A 19,966-nucleotide genomic window follows, 5' to 3' on the forward strand; every position below is an offset into this window, starting at 1 on the left:
GGCCTCGCTGGATGCCGGCTGGCGCCTGAAGGCCTCAGCCCAGGCGCAACAACTGCCGGGCCTGCTCGGGGGTGGCGAGCTCACGGCCGGCGGCACGGGCCCGCTTCGCGGCCTCCGCCACCAGCTCGAAGTTGCCCTTCGCGAGCACGCCCTTGGACAGGTAGATGTTGTCCTCCAGGCCCACGCGCGCGTTGCCGCCGCGCTTCGCGGCCTCCTCCACGAACGGGAGCTGCTGGCGCCCCACGCCCGCCACCGTCCAGGAGCTCCCCTCCGGCAGCGAGGCGATCATGAAGTCCAGCACCTCCGGCCGCGCCTGGAGCGTGCCCGGCACGCCCAGCACGAAGTCGAAGTGCGCCGGCAGCTCCACCAGCCCCTCCTTCGCCAGGTAGCGCGCCTCGTCGATCATCCCGACGTCGAAGCACTCCAGCTCCGGCTTGAGGCCGATGCTCTTGATGCGCTTCGCGATGTCGCGCACCAGCGGCCGGGGATTCCAGAACACCTCTTCCCCGAAGTTCACCGTGCCCGTGGTGAGCGTGGCCATGTCCGGCTTGTCCGCGCCGGTGAGCGTGAGCCCGCCGCACCGCTCGTCCACGTCCATGCCCACCGCGCCGCCCGTGGACACCTGGACGAGGATGTCCGTGCGCTTGCGGATGGCGCGGATGGCCGCGCGGAACAGCTCCGCGTCCTGCGACGGCTTGCCCTCCGCCGTGCGCACGTGGATGTGCACCATCGCCGCGCCGGCTTCGCGGCACTTCGCCGCGTCTTCCGCGATCTCCTCCGCGGTGATGGGCAGGTACGGCGTCTGCTCGCGCGTCGTCTCCGCGCCCACCAGGGCGGCGGTGATGACCATGGGCTTGCTCATCGCTTCACCCGCTGCTTGTCCTTGGGCACCACGCACGTGCCCGAAGCGCGGCACACCACCACCGCCTCCGGCAGCACGTCCGCCGCCGAGTCGTTCACGTCCGGCCGGGGCTTGATGACCTTGCGGGCCTCGAAGCGCATCTTCCGCGACGTGTTGCCCTCGCTGACGATCTCGCCCTCCGCCTCGATGAAGTCCCCCGCGTACACCGGGGCCAGGAACTCCACGGAGTCGTAGGCGCGGAACAGGCCCTCGTCGCCGTCGGAGCGGATGCACAGCTCCGTGGCCACGTCCCCGAACAGACCGAGCATCCGCGCCCCGTCCACCAGGTTGCCGCCGTAGTGCGCGTCGTGGCTGCCCATGCGCAGCCGCAGTACCGCCTTCGTGCCCGTGCTCACGAGGGTTCCCCCTGGTAGTGGGAGTCCGCGGACTCCGTGCCTTCCTTCTTCATCACCGCGTGCACGATGTAGTTCGCCACGTCGGACGGCTTGGTGCCCGGCCCGAAGCCCGCGTCGAAGCCCAGCTCCAGCGCCAGCTTGTGGTCCACGCGCGGCCCGCCCAACAGCAGCAGCGTCTTGCCGTGGATGCCCGCCGCCTTCGCCGCGTCGATGAACTGACGCGAGTTGTCCTTGTGCACGTCGCGCTGCGTGACGACCTGCGAGACGAGGATGGCGTCCGCGTGCTTCGCGGTGGCCTTCTTGATCAGGTCCTCGTTGGGCACCTGGCTGCCCAGGTTGAAGGCCTCGAAGCCCGGGTAGCGCTCCAGGCCGTAGTCGCCCGCGTAGCCCTTCATGTTGAGGATGGCGTCGATGCCCACCGTGTGCGTGTCCGTGCCCGTGCACGCACCGAAGACGACGATGCGCCGGCGCACCTTCTCCTTGATGAGCGCGTTGAGGTCGTCGAACCCCATCTTGCGCACCACCACCTCCGGCACGTCGATCTCCGCGTAGTCCAGCGTCACGTTGGAGCGGGCGTAGACGACGAAGAACGTGTACTGGTCCGCCGCGCGCTCGGCGGCGGCCACCTTCACGTCCGTGAAGCCCATCTTCTTCGTGAACTGGGCGGCGGCCTCCTTGGCCTTCTCCGACAACGGCACGGGCAGCGTGAATGACAGCTGCACCATGCCGTCGTCGCGACGGTCGCCGTAGGGGCGGATGATCTGCTTGCTCGGCTTCACCATCGAACTAGCCCTTCTTGCCCTTGGGCGGCGTGAACGACACGCTGGTGCCCACCTTCTCGGCCACCGCGGCGAAACGGTCCTTCTTGCCCTGCTCCATGTAGAAGACCACCGACCACGTCGTCTTCCCGTTGCAGCCCACGTACGTGACGGTGTCCACGTTGCCGCTGCCGTCCGGCGCCGCGTCCGTGTCCGTCTTGGTGGCCGCCGGCTGACCGCCGACCTTCAACATGGTCCAGCTGTCGCCGCCCATGTTCGCGAGGATCTTCGTGCGGCACAGCTCCGCCTTCATGCCCGCGGTCTGCACCGTGCCCACGTCCACCATGAAGTACGCGTCGCCGGAGGGCGCCAGGAACTTCTCGGAGCCGTCCACGTTGGAGCGCGTCCACGCCGCCGGCGCCTTCAGCGCGATGTTCTTCACCGTCACGCTGCTCAACGCATCCGCGCTGCCACCCGCGGCCATCATCACAGCCACGAAAGTACCCAGGATCATGACGCCTCCAGCATTTCCAGGAACGGGTTGAAGTAATCCGGCGCCTTCTCCAGCACGCCGTCCAGGCCCTTGCCACCGGTCTCCTCGCGCTTCACGTCGCCGAAGCGCCCCTTGCCGATGGCCGCCACCATGCCCTCGGTGTGGCACTCGCGCAGCAGCTCCTCCGCCTTGGCGAAGACCTCCCGCGCGCGGTTGGCGATCTTCCCGTCCTCGCGGACGGTGAACTCCTCGTCGATGCCGCGGGCCGCGCGGTGGATGTACGACGCGGACTTGAGCGCCACGTACCGGTCCGCGAGCAGCGGCGTGTGCATGGCCTCCGTCATCATGCCCAAGAGCTGGATGCCCTGCCGCGTCCAGATGGCCACCAGGTCCGCCATCACGTCGTACGCGTGGCTGAAGAAGATGTCCGTCTCCTTGTGCTTCGTGGGCGGCATGTACTTGAGCGGCGCGTCCGGGAAGCAGCGGCGCACCAGCATCGCCTGCGACAGCTCCAGCAGCAGCGTGTCGTCGCGGTACGGGTCGATCTCGTACGAGTGCCCGATGCCCAGCTGCCAGTCCTTGAGGCCCGCGCGCTTGGCGAAGCACTCGTTGATGAACTGGCTGGCGATGACGGTGTGGGCCGCGTCGTAGGCGTCCGCGGTGGTGATGTAGTTGTCCTCGCCGGTGTTGATGATGATGCCGGCCAGGGCGCAGATGCGGCGGCTGAAGTACTGGTCGATGAACGTCCGCCGCATGTTGATGTCGCGGAAGAGGATGCCGTACATCGCGTCGTTGAGGAGCATGTCCAGCCGCTCGTACGCCGCGCAGAAGGCGATCTCCGACATGCACAGGCCGGACGAGTAGTTGGTCAACTGGATGTAGCGCTTGAGCTTGCGGCTCTCGTCGTCCAGGGCCTCGCGCATCACGCGGAAGTTCTCCTGGGTGGCGTAGGTGCCGCCGTAGCCCTCCGTCGTCGCGCCGTGGGGCACGTAGTCCAGCAGCGACTGCGCCGTGGAGCGGATGACCGCGATGACGTCCGCGCCCGCCTGGGCCGCGGCGCGCGCCTGGTCCACGTCGTCGTAGATGTTGCCGGTGGCGACGATGACGTACTTGTGCGGCGCGGGCGACATGGGGAACTGCTCGCGCAGGGCGTTGCGCTGCGCGATGCGGGCCTTGAGCTCCGTCATCGCCGCGCGGGCCTCCTCGCGCACGGCGTCGCGCAGGTTGGCCTCCATCTCCGGAGACAGCGCGCCCAGCTTGTCCGTGGGCAGCGCGGTGATGCGCTCCACGGCGTCCAGCGGACTGCTGGCGCCCAGTTGCAGCGCGCGGCCGTACCAGTACGCCGCGCCCCGGTTGAGCACCCCGGCGGACTTCAGCTTGTCCACCATGAGGTTGGCCAGCGGTACGCCGCGCGCACCCGCGCCGGAGATTCCAAAGAAGCGCAAGACGGTGCGCTCATTGGAGACAGTGGTGTTGCGTTGGATGAGGTCGAAGATCGGATTGACGATCTCGTCCGCCAGCTTGCGCGCCTCGGCAATCCGCGCGTCGTCGATAAACGGGCCTGACATGCGCGCACCCTACCCGAGCCCCGCGTCCTTCGGCTCAAGAACGCGGGCCCCCGCACCGTCAGCGAACGATGCCGCACCGCGCCTCTTGAATGGCGAGAAGCATCACGTGGAGGCCGCGCCTCCCCAGGCCCCACCGAAATCTCGCGGCGGCCCTTCACACCGAAAAGACGGTGGACGCCGGCACCGGCCAATCGGTGAATCCACCGAACCGCCGGTGGGCGCGGCCGCCCCAAGGCCTTCAACCCATTGAAAACACAGGAGTCGGATGGGCGGCATGGGGCGTGCTTTGGGGGATGGCGCGGTCCCCCGTAACCCAAGGAGCACCCCTTGAACCGACGCTCGTTGATGCTCGCCGTCCTGCTGTCTGGCGCTCCCGTCCTCGCCGCCGGCAACCCTCCCCCCATCACCACCGACTCGGGCGCGCCGCTGGGCACGAACCAGAGCTCCAAGACGGCCGGCCCCCGGGGCGGCATCCTCCTGGAGGACTTCGCCCTCATCGAGAAGCTCGCGAGATTCGACCGTGAGCGCATCCCGGAGCGCGTGGTGCACGCGCGCGGCGTGGGCGCGTACGGCACCTTCGAGAGCTACGGGGACTTCTCCCAGCTCACGCGCGCGTCCGTCTTCTCCCAGAAGGGCAAGAAGACGCCGATGTTCGTGCGCTTCTCCACGGTCATCCACCCCAGCGGCTCCCCGGAGACGCTGCGCGACCCGCGCGGCTTCGCGCTGAAGTTCTTCACGGACGAGGGCAACTGGGACCTGGTCGGCAACAACCTGCCCGTCTTCTTCATCCGTGACGCCATCAAGTTCCCGGACATGGTGCACTCGCTGAAGCCGTCCCCGGTCACCAACCGGCAGGACCCGAACCGCTTCTTCGACTTCTTCAGCCACCAGCCGGAATCCACGCACATGCTGACCCAGCTCTATTCGGACCTGGGCATCCCGGCGAACTACCGGCAGATGGACGGCAACGGCGTGCACGCCTTCAAGTTCGTCAACGCGAAGGGCCAGGTGAAGTACGTCAAGTTCAACTGGAAGTCGCAGCAGGGCGTGAAGGGCCTCACCGTGGAGGAGGCCACGAAGCTGGGCGGCGAGGACTTCCAGCACGCAACGCACGACCTCTACACGAGCATCCAGGCCGGGAAGTTCCCCTCGTGGGAGCTGAGCGTGCAGGTGCTGGATCCCAAGGACCTGGACGGCTTCACGTTCGATCCGCTGGACGCCACCAAGGAGTGGCCCAAGGACAAGCTGCCCCCGGTGAAGCTGGGCCGGTTCACCCTCAACAAGATGCCGGACAACTTCTTCGAGGAGACGGAGCAGTCCGCCTTCTCCCCGGGCGTGATGCCGCCGGGCATCGAGCCGTCCGAGGACCGGCTGCTGCAGGGCCGCCTCTTCTCCTACGCGGACACGCAGCGCTACCGCCTGGGCGCCAACTACCTGTCACTGCCGGTGAACCGTGCGCGCGCCCCGGTGAACAACAACAGCCAGGCCGGCGCGATGAACAGCGGCCACACGAAGTCGGACGTGAACTACGAGCCCAGCATCACGCGCGAGACGCAGGACACGCCCGCCGCCCTCTTCTCCAACGCGCCGCTCACCGGCACCACGCAGCAGCGCCCCATCGAGAAGACGGACAACTTCGCGCAGGCGGGCGCCTTCTGGTCCGCGCTCGACGCGGGCGGCAAGGAGCGGCTCATCCAGAACCTGGCCGGCGACCTGGGCCAGGTGCGCGACGCGAAGGTCAAGGCGCGCATGGTGGGCCACTTCTACGCGGCCAACGCGGACTACGGCGCGCGACTGGCCAAGGCCGTGAACGTGAAGCTGGACGACGCGAAGGCCACCCTCGCCCCGCTCGCCACCCAAAGCGTGCCGTGACCTGACGCACCGGGGCCGCCGGTGACGCCACGGCGGCCCCGCCCCCCCCCTTCACCCTACCTTCGCTGGAGATGCCCTCATGGTTCGCAAGCTGCTGCTCGGTTCGCTGGGTCTGGTGATGCTGGTGTGCACGGTGCTGACCGCCGCGTGGATGTCCCTGCGCGCCCCGGCGACGCCCGCCGGACGGCTGCTCGCCACCAGCGACGCGGAGCGCTACCTGCTCGCCGCCGCGCGCGAAGGCGAGACGGACATCGTCCAGGGGCTCATCCAGGCCGGCACGCCCGTGGAGGCCCGCGACGCGCGGGGCTTCTCCCCCCTCATCCTCGCCGCCTACCACGGCCACCCCCGGACGGTGCGCGCGCTGCTCGACGCCGGGGCGGACGCGTGCGCGGGCGACAGCCGGGGCAACACCGCCCTCATGGGCGCCGCCTTCAAGGGCTACGCGGACGTGGTGAAGCTGCTCTCCGCCCAGCCCTGCGCGGTGGACCAGACCAACCGCCTGGGCCAGACGGCCCTGATGTTCGCCGTCCTCTTCGGCCGCACGGAGGTGGCCGACCAACTGCGCCACCAGGGCGCCTCCCCCGCATTGCGCGACGCCAGCGGCCGCTCCGCGGAGGATTGGGCCCGGACCCAGAGCCCCGCCGCCCCCGTGGCGCCCGCCCCGCTTCCGGAAGCCCCCACCTCACAGGTGCGCTGAAGTCCGCGCGCCAGGGAAGGGCCGCCTGTCAGCCGCCCCGGCCACCAGCCATCCCCAGGGGCTTCATTTCCCACCCATGGAGGTTCTGTGATGACCTACGGCAGTGAGATTAGTCGGATTAATAAGCACTTTGCGTGGCATACAAAAATACCGAAACATTCTGCTTAATCTTGACTCTCACAGGGGGTCCTACCGCATAACATCCCGCGTCCGATCAGGAGTGCGGGAATGAACAGCCATTGGTCAAAGCCGTTGCAGCGATGTGTGGTTTTGGCACTCGCGGGGATGTTGGGCGGTTGTGATTTCGGCATGGGCCCGGACAAGGAGGAAGTCCCTCCCGCCGCGCCCGAGGCCCCACAACAGGTCGTCGCGCAGCCGGCGGACGCTTCCGCCCTGGTGACGTGGACGGTGCCGCCCAAGGATGGAGGCAGCCCGATCCTCTACTACGTGGTGCGCTGCCTCCCCGAGTGTGGCGGCGCGCTGGTGAACGCGCCCGACACGCAGGCCACCATCCGGGGGCTGAACAACGCCTTCCCCTACGCCTTCAAGGTCGCCGCGGTGAACGCGATGGGCGAGGGCCCGGGCTCCATGAACTCCGAAATCGTCACGCCCCAGGCGGGCATGACCATCGCGAGCCCCACGGTGCCGGGGCAGCCGCGCGCGGTGAATCCCACGGCGGGCAATGGACAGGCCTACGTGAGCTGGCTGGCCCCGGCGAGCTTCGGGGGACGGCCCTTGAGCTACTACAAGATCATGGCGGAGCCGGGTGGCCTCACCCAGCGGGTGAACGCCCCCTCCTCCGGGATGCTGTTCGAGGGCCTCGCCAACGGCACCGCGTACACCTTCAGCGTCTGCGCGGCCAATGAGATGGGCGAGGGCCCCTGCACCCGGGCATCCGCGCCCGTGTCGCCGCGGAGCGGTGGCGCCCCGGTCAGTTGGGTCATGGGCTACTGGGTGGGCTACCAGAAGGACCTCTACCCTGCGGAAACCGTGGACATGTCGCTGCTCACGCACGTGGCCATGGGACGCATCCGGCCGAAGGGGGATGGCACGGTCATCAAGCTCTTCGACATCAGCGAACACGAGGGACCGATCCAGGCCCGGAAGATCGCGGAGCAGGCGCACGCCGCGGGCAAGAAGGCCCTGCTGATGCTGGGCGGCATGGATGAGCACGCGGGCTTCAAGGGCGCGACGGAGACGGTCGAGAAGCGCCGGAACTTCGCCCGCGCCATCGTCGAAGCCGTCCACGAGTTCGGCTACGACGGCGTCGACGTGGACTGGGAGCCCATCATCCTGCCGGAGGATGGGCCGCCGCTGCTCGCCCTCCTGGACGACCTGCGTGCCCTGGACGACAAGCTCATCATCACCGTGCCCGTGGGCTGGGTGAACTCCAACTTCGGCCTGAACAAGGAGGAGAAGGCGTTCTACCCCCAGCTTGTGGCCCGCGTCGATCAGCTCAACATCATGTCGTACAAGATGAGCGGCGACTGGGCGGATTGGGGGGTGTGGCATTCCAGCCCGCTCTTCGGTGACACCCTGGCCCACCCCACCTCCGTCTCCAGCTCCGTGAAGGCGTACCTCGATGCGGGCATCCCCGCGCAGCGCCTGGGCGTCGGCACCGGCTTCTTCGGAACCTGCTGGAAGAACGCCACCGAGCCTGGCCAGCCCGTGGACGGCCCCAACAATCCGTATGAAGAGCAGAGCGACAACAGGATGAGCTACGCCAACATCCAGAAGGAGTACCTGCCCAAGATGAAGTACATCTGGGACGCCACGGCGCGGGTGCCCTACCTCTCCGACGCCGACGCGAAGGGCCCGCAGTCCTGCAACTTCATCTCCTATGAGGACATCGCCTCCGTGACGGAGAAGGGCCGCTGGACGCGGGAGCAGGGCCTGGGGGGCGCCATCATCTGGACCATCAACCAGGGCCACATCAATGCGGCCCCGGCGGGTGAGAAGGATCCACTCCTCAAGGCCGTGCACGCGGCCTTCCTCAAGCCCTAGACGTAGCGGGACTCGAAGAGCTGGCGCAGCGACGGTTCGGTGCGCAGGAGGTCCAGCGTGAGGGCGGCGTGGTTCGGCACGTAGCCATTGCCCACGAGCATGGTGACGTCCTTGCCCACGCCCTCCGCGCCCAGGGCCGCCGTGGTGAAGCTGGTGGCCATGGAGAAGAAGATGACCGTGCCGCCGTCCTTCACGGACAGCAGGGACGCCATCTCCGTGTTGCCCACGCTGGCGCAGTTGACGACCAGGTCGCAGAGCTGACCGCCCGTCGCCTTCGCCACGGCCTCCATCACGTCCACGCCCTGGGTGGCGTCCACCTTGAGGGCCTCGTCGCACAGGCCGATGGCGGACAGCGCGTCCAGCGCCTTCTGGGAGATGTCCAGCGCCAGCAGCTTGCCGCGGCTCTCCAGGCTGCGGCGGGCCTGCGCCAGGCACAGCGCGCCGCTCTTGCCCGCGCCCAGCACCGCCACCGTCATGCCCGGGCGCACGTGGCGCGCCACCAGCGCGGGCGCGCCGCAGACGTCCAGCGCCGCCAGGGACAGCGTGTCCGGCATGTCCTCCGGGAGCTTCGCGTAGATGCCGCTGGCGAAGAGCAGCGCGTGGCCGCGGATGTCCACGCGGTCGATGTCCGCGTGCACCGCCTTCACCTCTTCGATGACGAGCGGCGTGAGCGTCAGGCTCACCAGCGTGGCGATGCGGTCCCCCGGCTTGAGCACGCCGTTGGCGGGGTGCTTCGGGCCCAGCTCCTTCACGCGGCCGATGAGCATCCCGCCGGAGCCGGTGACGGGGTTCTGCATCTTGCCGCGCTCGCGGACGATGTCCTGGATGCGAGCCGCGATGCGCGCGGGATCACCGCCCACGTCGTCCTTGATCTGCTTGAAGGACGCGGCGTCGATGTTGAGGCTCTCCACGTCGATGAGCAGCTCCGCCTCGCGGCAAGGCAGCGAGGGGTCCAGCTTGCGAGCGCGCTGCGGCAGCACGCCCTTCTCTCCCATGACGCGCGACAGTCCGTAGGTATCCATGGGCTCCCCCTTATCAGTCCCGAGCCAGGAGCGGCACCAGCACCGACAGCGACCGCTCGAAGCGGTACGACACGCCCGAGTGCCCGTCCTCGAACTCCTCGTGCGCCACGTCCACGCCGCCGGCCTTCAGGTCGTCCGCCACCATGCGCGTGCCCCAGCGCAGGTTGAACTCGTCGCGGGTGCCGGCGTCCAGGTAGACCGTCTTCAGTTTGCGGAAGGAGTCCATGAACTTGGGCACGAAGCGCACGGGGTCGTGCACCAGCCACCGGTTCCACACGTCCAGGCGCAGCTTCGCGTTGTGCTGCTCGAAGGGCAGCTCCAGGTTCAGCGGCTCACCCTTCTTGGGGGAGTACGCCGCCGCCATGGCCAGGATGTTGATGACCGGGAAGTCGTCGCCGCGCACCTTGGTGGCCACGGCGCGCTGACGCAGCTCCGTCACCCACGCGTCCACGCCGCCCGCCTTCATCAGCGCGGTGGCCGCCTTGGGCAGGTCCGGCATGTACGAGTACTCGAAGTACGAGTCCGGCGCGTGCGCGCCCACCAGGGAGAAGATCTCCGGGTGGTAGCGGCCCATGACGAGCGCGCCGTAGCCGCCGGAGCTGTGGCCCACCACCGCGCGGGACGCGGCCCTGGGCAGCGTGCGGAAGGTCCTGTCCACGAAGCCGACGACGTCCTTGACCAGGTAGTCGCGGTAGCGGCCGATGGCGTCGCTGTTCACCCACTGGCTGCCGCCGAGCTTCGTCCACGCGTCCGGGAAGACGCCGATGACGGGCGGGATGGCGCCCTGTTCGATGAGCGCGTCCAGGCGGTCCGGCACGCTGGGCGAGAAGCCGGACGCGTTGGTCCACGAGCCGCCGCCGTTGCCGAAGGCGTGCAGGAAGTAGACGACCGCGTAGCGCTGCGAGCCCTCCGCGTAGCCCGGCGGCAGGTACACGGTGAGCCGGCGGCGGGCCGGATCTCCCAGCGGGTTGTTCTCCAGCGCGGGGGAATGCACTTCACGCGTCTCGAGCACGCCCTTCATCGGTGCTTCTCCTGGTCGCGGTGCGCCGCGCTTTCTAAGCGCCGGAGCCCGGGTGCTTGCCGAACAGCTTCATCACCTGCTGCAGGTCCTCCCACGCCTTGCGCTTCTCCGCGCTGTTGCGCAGGAGGTACGCGGGGTGGAAGGTGGGCATGAGCTGGATGCCCTCGTATTCGCGCCACTGCCCCCGCATGCGGGTGATGGGGGTGGTGTCCCGGAGCAGCGTCTGCGCCGCGAACTTGCCCAGCGCGACGATGACCTTCGGCTGGAGCGCGAGCAACTGCGAGCGCAGGAAGGGCTCGCACGCGGCGATCTCATCCGGCTCCGGGTTGCGGTTGCCGGGCGGGCGGCACTTCACGACGTTGGCGATGTAGACGTCGTTGCGGCTGAAGCCCATGGCGCCGATCATCTTGGTGAGCAGGTCGCCCGCGGCGCCCACGAAGGGCACGCCCTGGAGGTCCTCGTTCTCACCGGGGCCCTCGCCCACGAACACCAGGTCCGCGCGGGGGTTGCCGGAGCCGAACACGATGTTCTTGCGGCCCGTGCACAGCTTGCACCGGCGGCAGTCGCCCAGCTCGCGGCGGATCTGATCCAGCGTGGGGCGCTCGCCCTCCACGACGCCGGGCAGCGCGCCGTTGTAGCGGGGCGTGGACTTGGGCACGTCCAGGAGCATCCCCGGGGCCGGAGCGGCGCGGGGGGCCGGGGCCTCGGAGGCCAGGGGGCGCGACGCGGCGGGAGGCGGCGTGGCGGCGGCCAGCGGACGGGCGGCGCCCAGGGGCTGCTTCATCGCGGCGTGCAGCGCGTCACGGGTCGGGGACTCCACCGGGGGCCGGGGAGGCGGGGAGGCGGCGGGCGGCTCGGGGGCCTTGGTCCGGGCGATCATCGTGCGCACGGACGAGGCGGCGGCGCGCTGCTGCTGGAGCTCGGCGGCGACCTTCGCGTCGACGAGGAGCGAGCGGCCCGCGGTCTCCTCCTGCCAGAGGAGGTGGCGGCGCACGTCCTGGAGCACGTCGGCCAGCTCCTGCGTGGAATCAGGCGTGTCGTCGTTCACGGGGGTGATCGGTATCGAAGGGGCCGTCCCGGTGCAAGGAAGCAGCCGGGGAAGTTGCCTGTACGCTTAGCCCAGGGTCGGGGCTTGCGCCACCTTCCGGGCGGAGGCGGCGGGCACTGGTCGAATCAGGACACACCCCCGGCGTAACGCCCTTGGTCCCCGGGCGGACCTGGGGAAGATGCCGGTCCTTCTCTCCACAGGAGCAGCTCCCCCATGATCAAGGTGGCCATCGTCGTCGGCAGCACGAGGCCCGGCCGCAAGGCGGACAAGGTCGCGGCCTGGGTCCACGACCTCGCGAAGAAGCGAGGCGACGCCGCGTACGACATCGTCGACATCCAGGACTTCCACCTGCCGCTGCTGGATGAGCCGACCCCGCCCTCCTCGGGCAAGTACACCCAGGAGCACACCCAGAAGTGGTCCGCGGCGGTGGCGGCGTATGACGCCTACGTCTTCGTCACGCCCGAGTACAACCACGGCCCGTCCGGCGCGCTGAAGAACGCGCTCGATTTCGTCTACCGCGAGTGGAACAACAAGGCCGCCGGCTTCGTGGGCTACGGCAGCGCGGGCGGCGTGCGCGCGGTGGAGCAACTGCGCCTGGTCGCCGCGGAGCTGCAAATGGCCACGGTGCGCGCGCAGGTGCAGTTGTTCCTCTCCACCGACTTCGAGCACTACACCGTCTTCAAGCCGGATCCGGCCAAGGAGAAGCAGGTGAACGCGATGCTGGATCAGCTCGTATCCTGGGGCACGGCGCTGCGCACGGTGCGCGTGAAGCCGTAGCGGCCTCAGGTGTCCTGGCGGGACCGCGCGGTGGCGGCCCGCCGCAGCGCCTCCGCCGTGTCGGGGTCCGCGGGGAAGAACGACTCGATGGCCAGCTCCGCGAGCGTGATGTCCACGGGCGTGCCGAACACGGTGGTGGTGCTGAACAGCGACAGCCGCCCCAGCGACGTGCGCAGGCGCAGGGGCACCACCACGCCCGCGAAGTCGCGCGCCCTGGGGTCCGGAGTGGCCTCCGGCACCGGGTAGCCCTTCAGCTCCTCCAGCAGCGCCGCGAGCGTGGCGTCCGCGCTGGCGTCCACCTGCCGGTGCAGCCGCGTGAGGACGTGGTCGCGCCACTGGCGCAGGTTCTCGATGCGCGGCGCGAGCCCGGACGGATGCAGGCTCAGGCGCAGGACGTTGACGGGAGGCTCGAGCATCTCCGGGGCCACGTCCGCCAGCAGCGCGCCCACGGCGCGGTTCGCGGTGACGAGCGTCCAGTGCCGGTCCACCGCGAGCGCGGGGTACGGCTCCTGGCCCGCGAGCACCAGCTCCACGGCCTCGCGGGTGGCGCTGAGCGCGGGGTCGTCCAGGGGGCGCTCGGCGTAGACGGGCGCGAAGCCCGCGGCCACGAGGAGGCCGTTTCTTTCGCGCAGGGGCACGTCCAGTTCCTCCGCCAGGTGGAGCAGCATCTCGCGGCTGGGCTGGGAGCGGCCGGTCTCCAGGAAGCTCACGTGCCGGGTGGAGACCTCCGCGCGCAACGCGAGGTCCATCTGGCTCAGCCCGCGCCGCTGACGCCAGCCGCGCAGCAGCTCTCCCACCGGCCGGTTCTGCTGAAGGCTCGTCATGGAGGGGAAGATAGGGGGCGCACGTCAGCGCTTCCATTCCCTCGGAGGTAATCGACACCGCGCGGGCCGGCTCGCATCTTGTGCACCGTCGACGGACGGCCTTCACGGCCGCCGCCGCTTCCACCCATCGCAAGGATTCGTGTGCCATGAGCGTCAAGAACGTGTCGGGAACCTTTCTGCGCCGCGCGCTGCTGCTGGACGCGGTCGCCAGTGGAGCCATGGGGCTGTTGATGGCGGTGGCCGCGGGACCCATGGGGCCGCTGCTGGGCCTGGAGCCGGGGCTCCTGCGAGCGGCGGGGCTGGGGCTCATTCCGTTCGCCCTGCTGCTCGGCTACCTGGCGTCGAGGGACACCCTGCCCTCGTGGCCGGTGTGGTTCGTGGTCGCGGTGAACGCGCTGTGGGTGGTGGACAGCGTGCTCCTGATGACGCACGGCCCGACGGCGCCCACGGGGCTCGGGGTGGCCTTCGTCACGGCGCAGGCGCTGGCGGTCGCGCTGTTCGCGGCGCTGGAGTACGCGGGCCTGCGGCGAGGCGCCACGGCGGCCATGGCCTGAGTGTCCAATCCACGCGGCGCGAGCGTCATGTCGCGCCGCGCGGAGGGACGGGCGTTGTTATCGTGGCGGGACATGGCCTCCTTCGCGCGCCCGTGGCTCGTCATCGCAGCGTTGTCCTCCGGGGTCATCGGTTGCGCCACGGTGGGTGGCGCCAGGGGGAAGGACCTGGTGACGCTGCGCTACGCGTGGCCGGAGCAGTCGACCCTCCGGGTGATGCACACGGTGGACGTGCGGACGGACTGGAGCGGACGGCAGACGGCGCAGCGCCGGTATGTGATGCGGCTGGGGCCCATGGACGCGGAGGGCCGCCGGCGGTTGGTGTTCCAGGACGTGGAAGTGATTGAAGCCCCCTTCCCTGCCTTCGTGGAGCCGCTGGCCGCGTCCATCATCGACGCGCAGGGAGACTTCCAGGGGATCGAGCCGCTGGAGGACGGCCCTGGCCAGGACCTGCTGGACGCGCTGCCGGTGAGCCCCACGAAGAAGGCCCAGATGGCGAAGGCCCTCAGCAACGGGCTGGAGCGCGAGGCCCGCAACCGGTGGAACGAGTGGGTCGGGAGCTGGCACGGGTCGAGCTTCAAGCCTGGGAGGACGGAGGTCGTGCCGACGACGTTGGCGGTGGGCACCGGCCGAAAGAAGAGCGAGGAGGTCCCCGCGGAGGAGCGAGTCCGGCTGGACGTGGGAGTGCCCTGCTCCGAGTCGGTACCGGAGCCCAGGTGCGTGCGGCTGAAGCTCGTGCGTGAACCTGTCGGACAATCGGACGAGACGCAGGGAAGGTACGCGCACCTGGAGCTGGAGTTGGTGACGGATCCGGCGACGCTGCTGCCGTACTCATCGCGAGTCATCCGCATGGACCGCGTGGACTGGAACGGTGGACGCGGTGAGCCTGACTTCCATGAGTCCGTGCATGTGGAGCAGCACACGTTCATCCACGGGGTGGAAGGGCCTCCGGGGCACGTGGCGATCAGGGAGCCATGGTAGTCCGTGACTGAATGGCGGACGCGGACACGCCGCGCTATCACGCGTCGCCATGAAAGCCAGACTGCCGATTCAATGTGCCGCTCTTGCGACCATCGTCCTTGGGCTATTTGGGTGTGGCTCGGCCACTGTCGGCTCCGTGAGCAGGGCCTCCGTAGGACATGGTTCGGGGATCTCGATGTCCATGAATCGCTTGTTGGCTGAAGTCGCCACCCATCACTTTCCCAACCCACCGGCAACGCCCGCACAGATAGCCGCCTTCGAGGCACGCGTTGGGTGGAGGCTGGACGCGAATCTTCGTGCCTTCTATCTGCACTGCAATGGGGCAGCGTTGTTCGACGCTTCACCCGAGATGAACTACCGCATCCTCCCACTTGAACAAATCGAGCGAGCTCGCGCAGCCATCAGAGGCAGCGAAGAGGACGCGGACGGACCGCAGGGAGAATAGGAATGCGTGGCCAGGCCATGTCTGCTTCTCCGAAGGATTCGCGTGGACGATGAATGCTGGGTTTTCCCTACCCGTTTGGCGGACAGCCCCTTGCTGCGCTATCACGCGCCGTCGTGGCTACCATTCCGCCCATTCAGCAGGCCGCTCTTGCAACCATCGTCCTTGTCTTCGTCGGATGTGGATCCGCAACTTTCTCCGCTGGGGGCAGGCCTGCCATGGGGAAATGGGTGAGCCCCGTCGTCCGGACACCAGATGGAGGACAACTCCGGACGACCATCTATTACGGCCCCTGGCAGTGCAGCGCTGATTTCCTGTCCCGCTGCGAGTCGAAGTGCTCGTCCCAGGGCCATGCCCTCATGGGCTGCATGTGGCTGGCCGACATCAAGGGGGACTGGCAGGGACGCTACTTCTTCATGCCAGCGGAAGCTGGTGGCCGCATGGCCATCACCCACTGCTGCTGCGACTACCCGACCGTATCGAACGGCCGCCAACTGAGGGAGAAGTGGAAGAACGCCCGAGAGAGTTTCCGCCGCGAATGGGCCTCCGAATTCGGAGAGTGGCCGGCAACAAACGGGGCGAACTGGCAGGGACACCACATCTTCGACCTGGCACACGGAGGCCCACCAGTGGCGCCTGGCAACGTGCTCCCCGTGCCGCAGGATGTGCATCAGGTCTTCAACGAAGAATACCCCGCTTGCTACGCACCTGGCGGCAAGTGGCTCACACCGGGCCCCGCACGGCCCTATGTGGATTGAGGAACGACCGTGTCCATGGAAAGCCTGCTGGCCGAGGTCTCCCGACTCCACTTCCCTGGTCATCCCGCCACGCTCGCGCAGATCGCTGCATTCGAGACACGCGTGGGGTGGAAACTTGATGAGGACCTGCGCGCCTTCTACCTGCATTGCAACGGGTGTGATCTCTTCGTCTCGTCGCCGGACACGCGCTTCCGCGTACTGCCGCTAGAGCAAATCATGCGAGCGCGCGTCGCCATCCGAGGCAACGACCGGGACGAGACCGGAGCGGCATCCCTCTACACGCTGGTGGACATGCAGGACTCCGACTACCTCGTCCTGGACGTGGCACGGTGTGACTCTGGCCACTATCCCCTCTTCGACGCGTGGCACGAGACGTTCCCCGAGCTGGTGCCCGTTGCCTCATCTTTCGGCGAGTTTCTGAAGAAAGCACTTTGCAGTGGCAACCAGGCGTTCTGGCTGAGCAGCGAACCACTGGAAGGATAGGAGTGAGCAGTCAGTCCATGCCCACTTCGCCGAAGTAGTCGAGGAACGCGCGAATGCGCGCAGGAAGCTGTTTCGCGGGATCGAGGAATACGGCGTGGAAGACCACCGTGTCCCCGGGGTTTCGGTCCTCCAGCACCGCCACCAATTGCCCGGCCTTGAGGTCCTCACGCACCTGGAACGCCGCGATCCGCGCGAGGCCCGCCCCCGCGAGTGCCAGACGCCGCAGCGCTTCGCCGTCGCTGGCGAAGAGGGTCCCCGAGGCGGGCACGTTCACCACGGCGCCTCGCTCCATGAGGGGCCACTGCTCCAGCACGTGCGTGTGACTGGCGCCCATGCGGGTATGCCGCTCCAGGTCTGCGGCTGACTTCGGCGTGCCCGTGCGCTTCAGGTAGGTCGGCGCGCCGACGATGACCTTGCGCGTCTCGCCCAACCTTCGAGCGATCAGGTTGGACGACTTGAGCGGGCCCGCGCGAATGGCCACGTCCGCGCGATCCTCCAGCAGGTCCACCACGTGGTCCGTGAGCCCGATGTCCAGGCGGATGCCCGGGTAGCGGGCCTGGAACGCCGGCACCCGGGGCAGGAGGACGTGCGTGCCGTAAGGCACGTTGGTGTTCACGCGCACGCGACCCGAGGGCGCGTCATGCGACGTGACGCCACGCTCCGCGGCCTCCAATTCCGCGAGAACCTGCACGCTTCGCTCGTAGAAGACGCAGCCCTCGGAGGTGAGTTGGAAGCCCCGGGTGTTGCGGTGAATGAGCCGCGCCCCCAGGCGGGCTTCCAACCTCGCGACGAGCTTGCTGACCGCCGAGGGCGTCATCCGCAACGTCCGCGCCGCCGCGGAGAAGCCCTCCTGCTCCACGACGCGGACGAAGACCTCCATCTCCCCGGAGCGATTGACTTCCAGACGCGCCATTGACTTGAACTCACAAGCCTTGTGCCTGGGGCAGCTCTACTGCGTGACAAGACCTACGAATACTAGACCCGTGCGGCCCGGAAACGGATCCACGTGGGGCCGCATGGAGAACCCCATGTCTACCCCCAAGAATGTGGCCCTGGTCGTTGGAGCCAACGGAATCGCGGGACTCAACCTCATCGAACACCTGGAAGCACTCGGCGGCTGGGAGGTCATCGGCCTGTCGCGGCGCGGAGGCGAAAACCGCCCGGGTGTGCGCTTCATCTCCGTGGACCTGCTCGACGCCGCCGACAGCCGCGAGAAGCTGAGCGGCCTGACGCAGGTGACCCACATCTTCTACGCCGCCTACCAGGACCGACCGACGCTCGCGGAGCTGGTGGCGCCCAACGTCGCCATGCTCGTCAACGTGGTGGACGCGGTGGAGCCTGCCGCCAGGAACCTCCAGCACATCAACCTGATGCAGGGCTACAAGGTCTACGGCGCGCAATTGGGCCCCTTCAAGACGCCTGCCCGAGAGACGGACGCGCCGCACATGCCTCCCGCGTTCAACGTGGACCAGCAGGTCTTCCTGGAGCGGCGGCAGCAGGGCAAGGCGTGGACGTGGTCCGCGCTCCGCCCGTCCGTCGTCGTGGGCTACGCGATGGGAACCCCGATGAATGCGGCGCTGGCCATCGCGGTGTACGCGTCCATGTCGAAGGAGCTGGGCATCCCGCTGCGCTTCCCCGGACCGCCATCCGCTTACGACGTCCTCATGGACCTCACGGACGCCCGGCTCCTGGCGCACGCCATGCTGTGGGCGGCGACAAGCCCCGAGGCCGCGAACCAGGCTTTCAATATCAACAACGGCGACCAGTTCCGCTGGAGCGAGCTGTGGCCGAAGATTGCCCGTATGTTCGACCTGGAGGTGGCCCCGCCCCTGCCCATCTCCCTGGTGGAGACGATGGCGGACAAGGCACCGCTCTGGGACAGGATGGTGGCGAAGCACAGGCTCGCTCCCAATCCCTACACGGACATCAACCCCTGGCGTCATGCCCAGGGGATGTTCTCGATCCACTTCGACTTCCTCGCGGACCCGTCCAAGGCACGCCGCCATGGGTTCCCAGGGCACATCGAGACAGAGGCGATGTTCCGCGAGATCTTCGCGGACTACCGCCGCCGCAAGGTCATTCCCTGAGCGCTTCGACGAGGAGCGACCGGAAGTAGCGCGCCCCCTGATCCGCATCCGTCCAGTTGTGTCAGAGAAGGGCGCTCAGCCGCGCGGTGACACGAGCAGCAGCGACAGGATCTCCGCCGCCACCGCGCGCTTGCTGCCCTGCAACACCCGGTCGGGTCCACCACGTGAAATCACCGTCACCCGGTTCGTGTCCGTCCCGAACCCCGCGCCCTCCGCGGTGACGTCGTTGGCGACGATGGCGTCCAGCCCCTTGCGCTCCAGCTTCTCGCGCGCGTGCTCCACCACCCGCTCCGTCTCCGCCGCGAAGCCCACCAGCACCGGGCGCTTCGCCCTCCCCGCCACCTTGCGGGACGCCTCCAGCAACACGTCCGGCGTGCGCACCAACTTGAGACTCTCCGGCCCCTCGCCCTTCTTCACCTTCTGCGGTGCGCGCGTCTCCGGCCTCCAGTCACTTACCGCCGCCGTGGCGATGAACGCGTCCGCGGACTCCACTCGCGACAACACCTCGCGCGCCATGTCCTCCGCGCTCACCACGTCCACCACCTCCAGCCCCGTGCGGTCCACCGCGCCCACCGGGCCCAGCACCACCGTCACCTTCGCGCCCAGCGCCCGTGCCTCGTGCGCCAGCGCCAGGCCCATCTTTCCCGTGGACGGATTGGAGATGAACCGCACCGGATCCAGGTACTCGCGCGTGGGGCCCGCCGTCACCAGCACCGTCTTGCCCGCGAGCGGACCACCTCCCAGCCTCGCCGCCACCGCGGACACGATGGCGCCCACGTCCGCCAGCCGCCCCGCGCCCACGTCTCCGCACGCCAGCATCCCCGCGCCCGGCCCCACCGTGCTGAAGCGCGCCTCCTTCAGCAGCGACTCCACGTTCTCCTGCGTCCGGGCGTTCTCCCACATCGCCACGTTCATCGCGGGCGCCAACACCACCGGCCCCTTGAACGCCAGGAGCGACGTCGTCACCGCGTCCCCGCCGAAGCCCGCGCGGATCTTCGCGATCAGGTCCGCCGTCGCGGGCGCCACCACGTACAGCTCGCCCCAGCGCGCCAGGTCCAGGTGGCCGAAGTTCCCCTCCTGCGCCGGGTCGAAGTAGTCCGTGAGCGGCGGGTGCCCCACGAGCGCCTGGAAGGTCAGCGGGGTGACGAACTGGCGCGCGGCCTCCGTCATGGCCACCCGCACGTCCGCGCCCGCGCGACCCAGCTCACGCACCAGCTCGCAGGCCTTGTACGCCGCGATGCCGCCACCCACGCCGACGATGATCCGGCGACCCTTCAATGCGGATGCGTCCATGCGGCTTCATTACGCGCCAGTCCGCCCGGT

21 protein-coding genes are annotated in these 19,966 nt (G+C 68.7%); 10 read left to right on the top strand and 11 right to left on the bottom strand.

Going from position 1 to position 19,966, the window contains the following annotated elements; genetic code table 11:
* Window positions 1-34 precede the first annotated feature (34 nt).
* Genes K8612_RS09130 through K8612_RS09150 form a run of 5 tightly spaced genes read right to left on the bottom strand, consistent with a single transcriptional unit; the run spans window position 35 to window position 4,076 of the window.
* Window positions 35-862 (bottom strand): 3-keto-5-aminohexanoate cleavage protein, encoded by an 828-nt coding sequence (locus K8612_RS09130; protein WP_223761997.1) that lies wholly within the window; start codon window positions 860-862, stop codon window positions 35-37.
* Complete coding sequence (locus K8612_RS09135) at window positions 859-1,257, bottom strand: hotdog fold domain-containing protein (RefSeq protein ID WP_206795532.1); 399 nt, start codon at window positions 1,255-1,257, stop codon at window positions 859-861. Before K8612_RS09135 ends, K8612_RS09130 begins: the two co-directional genes overlap by 4 nt.
* The gene (locus K8612_RS09140) at window positions 1,254-2,039 is read right to left on the bottom strand and encodes an OAM dimerization domain-containing protein (protein WP_014396340.1); all 786 of its coding nucleotides are present in this window, start codon (window positions 2,037-2,039) and stop codon (window positions 1,254-1,256) included. The genes K8612_RS09135 and K8612_RS09140 overlap by 4 nt, the downstream gene beginning before the upstream one ends.
* Window positions 2,040-2,043: 4 nt before the next feature.
* Entirely contained in the window at window positions 2,044-2,529 is a 486-nt protein-coding gene (locus K8612_RS09145; protein ID WP_014396339.1) for a hypothetical protein, read from the bottom strand.
* On the bottom strand, window positions 2,526-4,076 hold the full coding sequence (locus K8612_RS09150; protein ID WP_223742086.1) for a lysine 5,6-aminomutase subunit alpha: 1,551 nt from the start codon (window positions 4,074-4,076) through the stop codon (window positions 2,526-2,528). The genes K8612_RS09145 and K8612_RS09150 overlap by 4 nt, the downstream gene beginning before the upstream one ends.
* A 327-nt stretch (window positions 4,077-4,403) precedes the next feature.
* Between K8612_RS09150 and K8612_RS09155 the strand changes: the two genes are divergently transcribed.
* From K8612_RS09155 to K8612_RS09165, 3 genes are all read left to right on the top strand, one after another.
* Entirely contained in the window at window positions 4,404-5,948 is a 1,545-nt protein-coding gene (locus K8612_RS09155) for a catalase (protein ID WP_306799632.1), read from the top strand.
* A gap of 79 nt (window positions 5,949-6,027) precedes the next feature.
* Window positions 6,028-6,645, top strand: a complete 618-nt coding sequence (locus K8612_RS09160; RefSeq protein ID WP_223761998.1) for an ankyrin repeat domain-containing protein — start codon at window positions 6,028-6,030, stop codon at window positions 6,643-6,645.
* Window positions 6,646-6,954: 309 nt separating this feature from the next.
* Window positions 6,955-8,649, top strand: coding sequence for a glycosyl hydrolase family 18 protein (locus K8612_RS09165; RefSeq protein WP_223761999.1), 1,695 nt, complete (start codon window positions 6,955-6,957; stop codon window positions 8,647-8,649).
* On the opposite strand, the gene K8612_RS09170 is transcribed toward K8612_RS09165, so the two are convergent.
* The 3 genes from K8612_RS09170 to K8612_RS09180 are packed head-to-tail and all read right to left on the bottom strand — an operon-like array spanning window position 8,646 to window position 11,740.
* Entirely contained in the window at window positions 8,646-9,671 is a 1,026-nt protein-coding gene (locus K8612_RS09170; protein ID WP_223762000.1) for an L-erythro-3,5-diaminohexanoate dehydrogenase, read from the bottom strand. The genes K8612_RS09165 and K8612_RS09170 overlap by 4 nt on opposite strands.
* Window positions 9,672-9,684: 13 nt before the next feature.
* Window positions 9,685-10,692, bottom strand: coding sequence for an esterase family protein (locus K8612_RS09175; protein WP_223742082.1), 1,008 nt, complete (start codon window positions 10,690-10,692; stop codon window positions 9,685-9,687).
* A gap of 34 nt (window positions 10,693-10,726) precedes the next feature.
* Complete coding sequence (locus K8612_RS09180) at window positions 10,727-11,740, bottom strand: uracil-DNA glycosylase (protein ID WP_223762001.1); 1,014 nt, start codon at window positions 11,738-11,740, stop codon at window positions 10,727-10,729.
* 213 nt (window positions 11,741-11,953) lie between these two features.
* Between K8612_RS09180 and K8612_RS09185 the strand changes: the two genes are divergently transcribed.
* A complete protein-coding gene (locus tag K8612_RS09185) occupies window positions 11,954-12,517 on the top strand; it encodes an NADPH-dependent FMN reductase (protein WP_223742080.1) in 564 nt (187 codons plus the stop codon).
* 5 nt (window positions 12,518-12,522) lie between these two features.
* On the opposite strand, the gene K8612_RS09190 is transcribed toward K8612_RS09185, so the two are convergent.
* Window positions 12,523-13,341, bottom strand: a complete 819-nt coding sequence (locus K8612_RS09190; protein WP_223762002.1) for a helix-turn-helix domain-containing protein — start codon at window positions 13,339-13,341, stop codon at window positions 12,523-12,525.
* 146 nt (window positions 13,342-13,487) lie between these two features.
* On the opposite strand from K8612_RS09190, the gene K8612_RS09195 reads away from it, so the two are divergent.
* The 5 genes from K8612_RS09195 to K8612_RS09215 all read left to right on the top strand — a co-directional run bounded on the left by K8612_RS09195 (window position 13,488) and on the right by K8612_RS09215 (window position 16,556).
* Complete coding sequence (locus K8612_RS09195; protein WP_223762003.1) at window positions 13,488-13,895, top strand: hypothetical protein; 408 nt, start codon at window positions 13,488-13,490, stop codon at window positions 13,893-13,895.
* Window positions 13,896-13,967: 72 nt separating this feature from the next.
* On the top strand, window positions 13,968-14,873 hold the full coding sequence (locus K8612_RS09200; protein WP_223762004.1) for a hypothetical protein: 906 nt from the start codon (window positions 13,968-13,970) through the stop codon (window positions 14,871-14,873).
* A 181-nt stretch (window positions 14,874-15,054) separates the two neighbouring features.
* A complete protein-coding gene (locus tag K8612_RS09205) occupies window positions 15,055-15,318 on the top strand; it encodes an SMI1/KNR4 family protein (RefSeq protein WP_255671472.1) in 264 nt (87 codons plus the stop codon).
* A 227-nt stretch (window positions 15,319-15,545) separates the two neighbouring features.
* Complete coding sequence (locus K8612_RS09210; RefSeq protein WP_223762005.1) at window positions 15,546-16,073, top strand: hypothetical protein; 528 nt, start codon at window positions 15,546-15,548, stop codon at window positions 16,071-16,073.
* 15 nt (window positions 16,074-16,088) lie between these two features.
* Entirely contained in the window at window positions 16,089-16,556 is a 468-nt protein-coding gene (locus K8612_RS09215) for an SMI1/KNR4 family protein (protein WP_223762006.1), read from the top strand.
* Window positions 16,557-16,566: 10 nt separating this feature from the next.
* On the opposite strand, the gene K8612_RS09220 is transcribed toward K8612_RS09215, so the two are convergent.
* The gene (locus tag K8612_RS09220) at window positions 16,567-17,469 is read right to left on the bottom strand and encodes a LysR family transcriptional regulator (RefSeq protein WP_223762007.1); all 903 of its coding nucleotides are present in this window, start codon (window positions 17,467-17,469) and stop codon (window positions 16,567-16,569) included.
* A 115-nt stretch (window positions 17,470-17,584) separates the two neighbouring features.
* Here K8612_RS09220 and K8612_RS09225 point away from each other — a divergent pair, with 115 nt between their 5' ends.
* Window positions 17,585-18,643: an SDR family oxidoreductase gene (locus tag K8612_RS09225; RefSeq protein WP_223762008.1), complete on the top strand. Its 1,059-nt coding sequence runs from the start codon at window positions 17,585-17,587 to the stop codon at window positions 18,641-18,643.
* A gap of 75 nt (window positions 18,644-18,718) precedes the next feature.
* Here K8612_RS09225 and coaBC read toward each other — a convergent pair whose 3' ends face one another.
* Complete coding sequence (coaBC, locus tag K8612_RS09230; protein ID WP_223762009.1) at window positions 18,719-19,936, bottom strand: bifunctional phosphopantothenoylcysteine decarboxylase/phosphopantothenate--cysteine ligase CoaBC; 1,218 nt, start codon at window positions 19,934-19,936, stop codon at window positions 18,719-18,721.
* Between the last annotated feature and the right edge of the window lie 30 nt (window positions 19,937-19,966).

Source organism: Corallococcus sp. AS-1-6, from assembly GCF_020037015.1.
Taxonomy (GTDB): Bacteria; Myxococcota; Myxococcia; order Myxococcales; family Myxococcaceae; genus Corallococcus.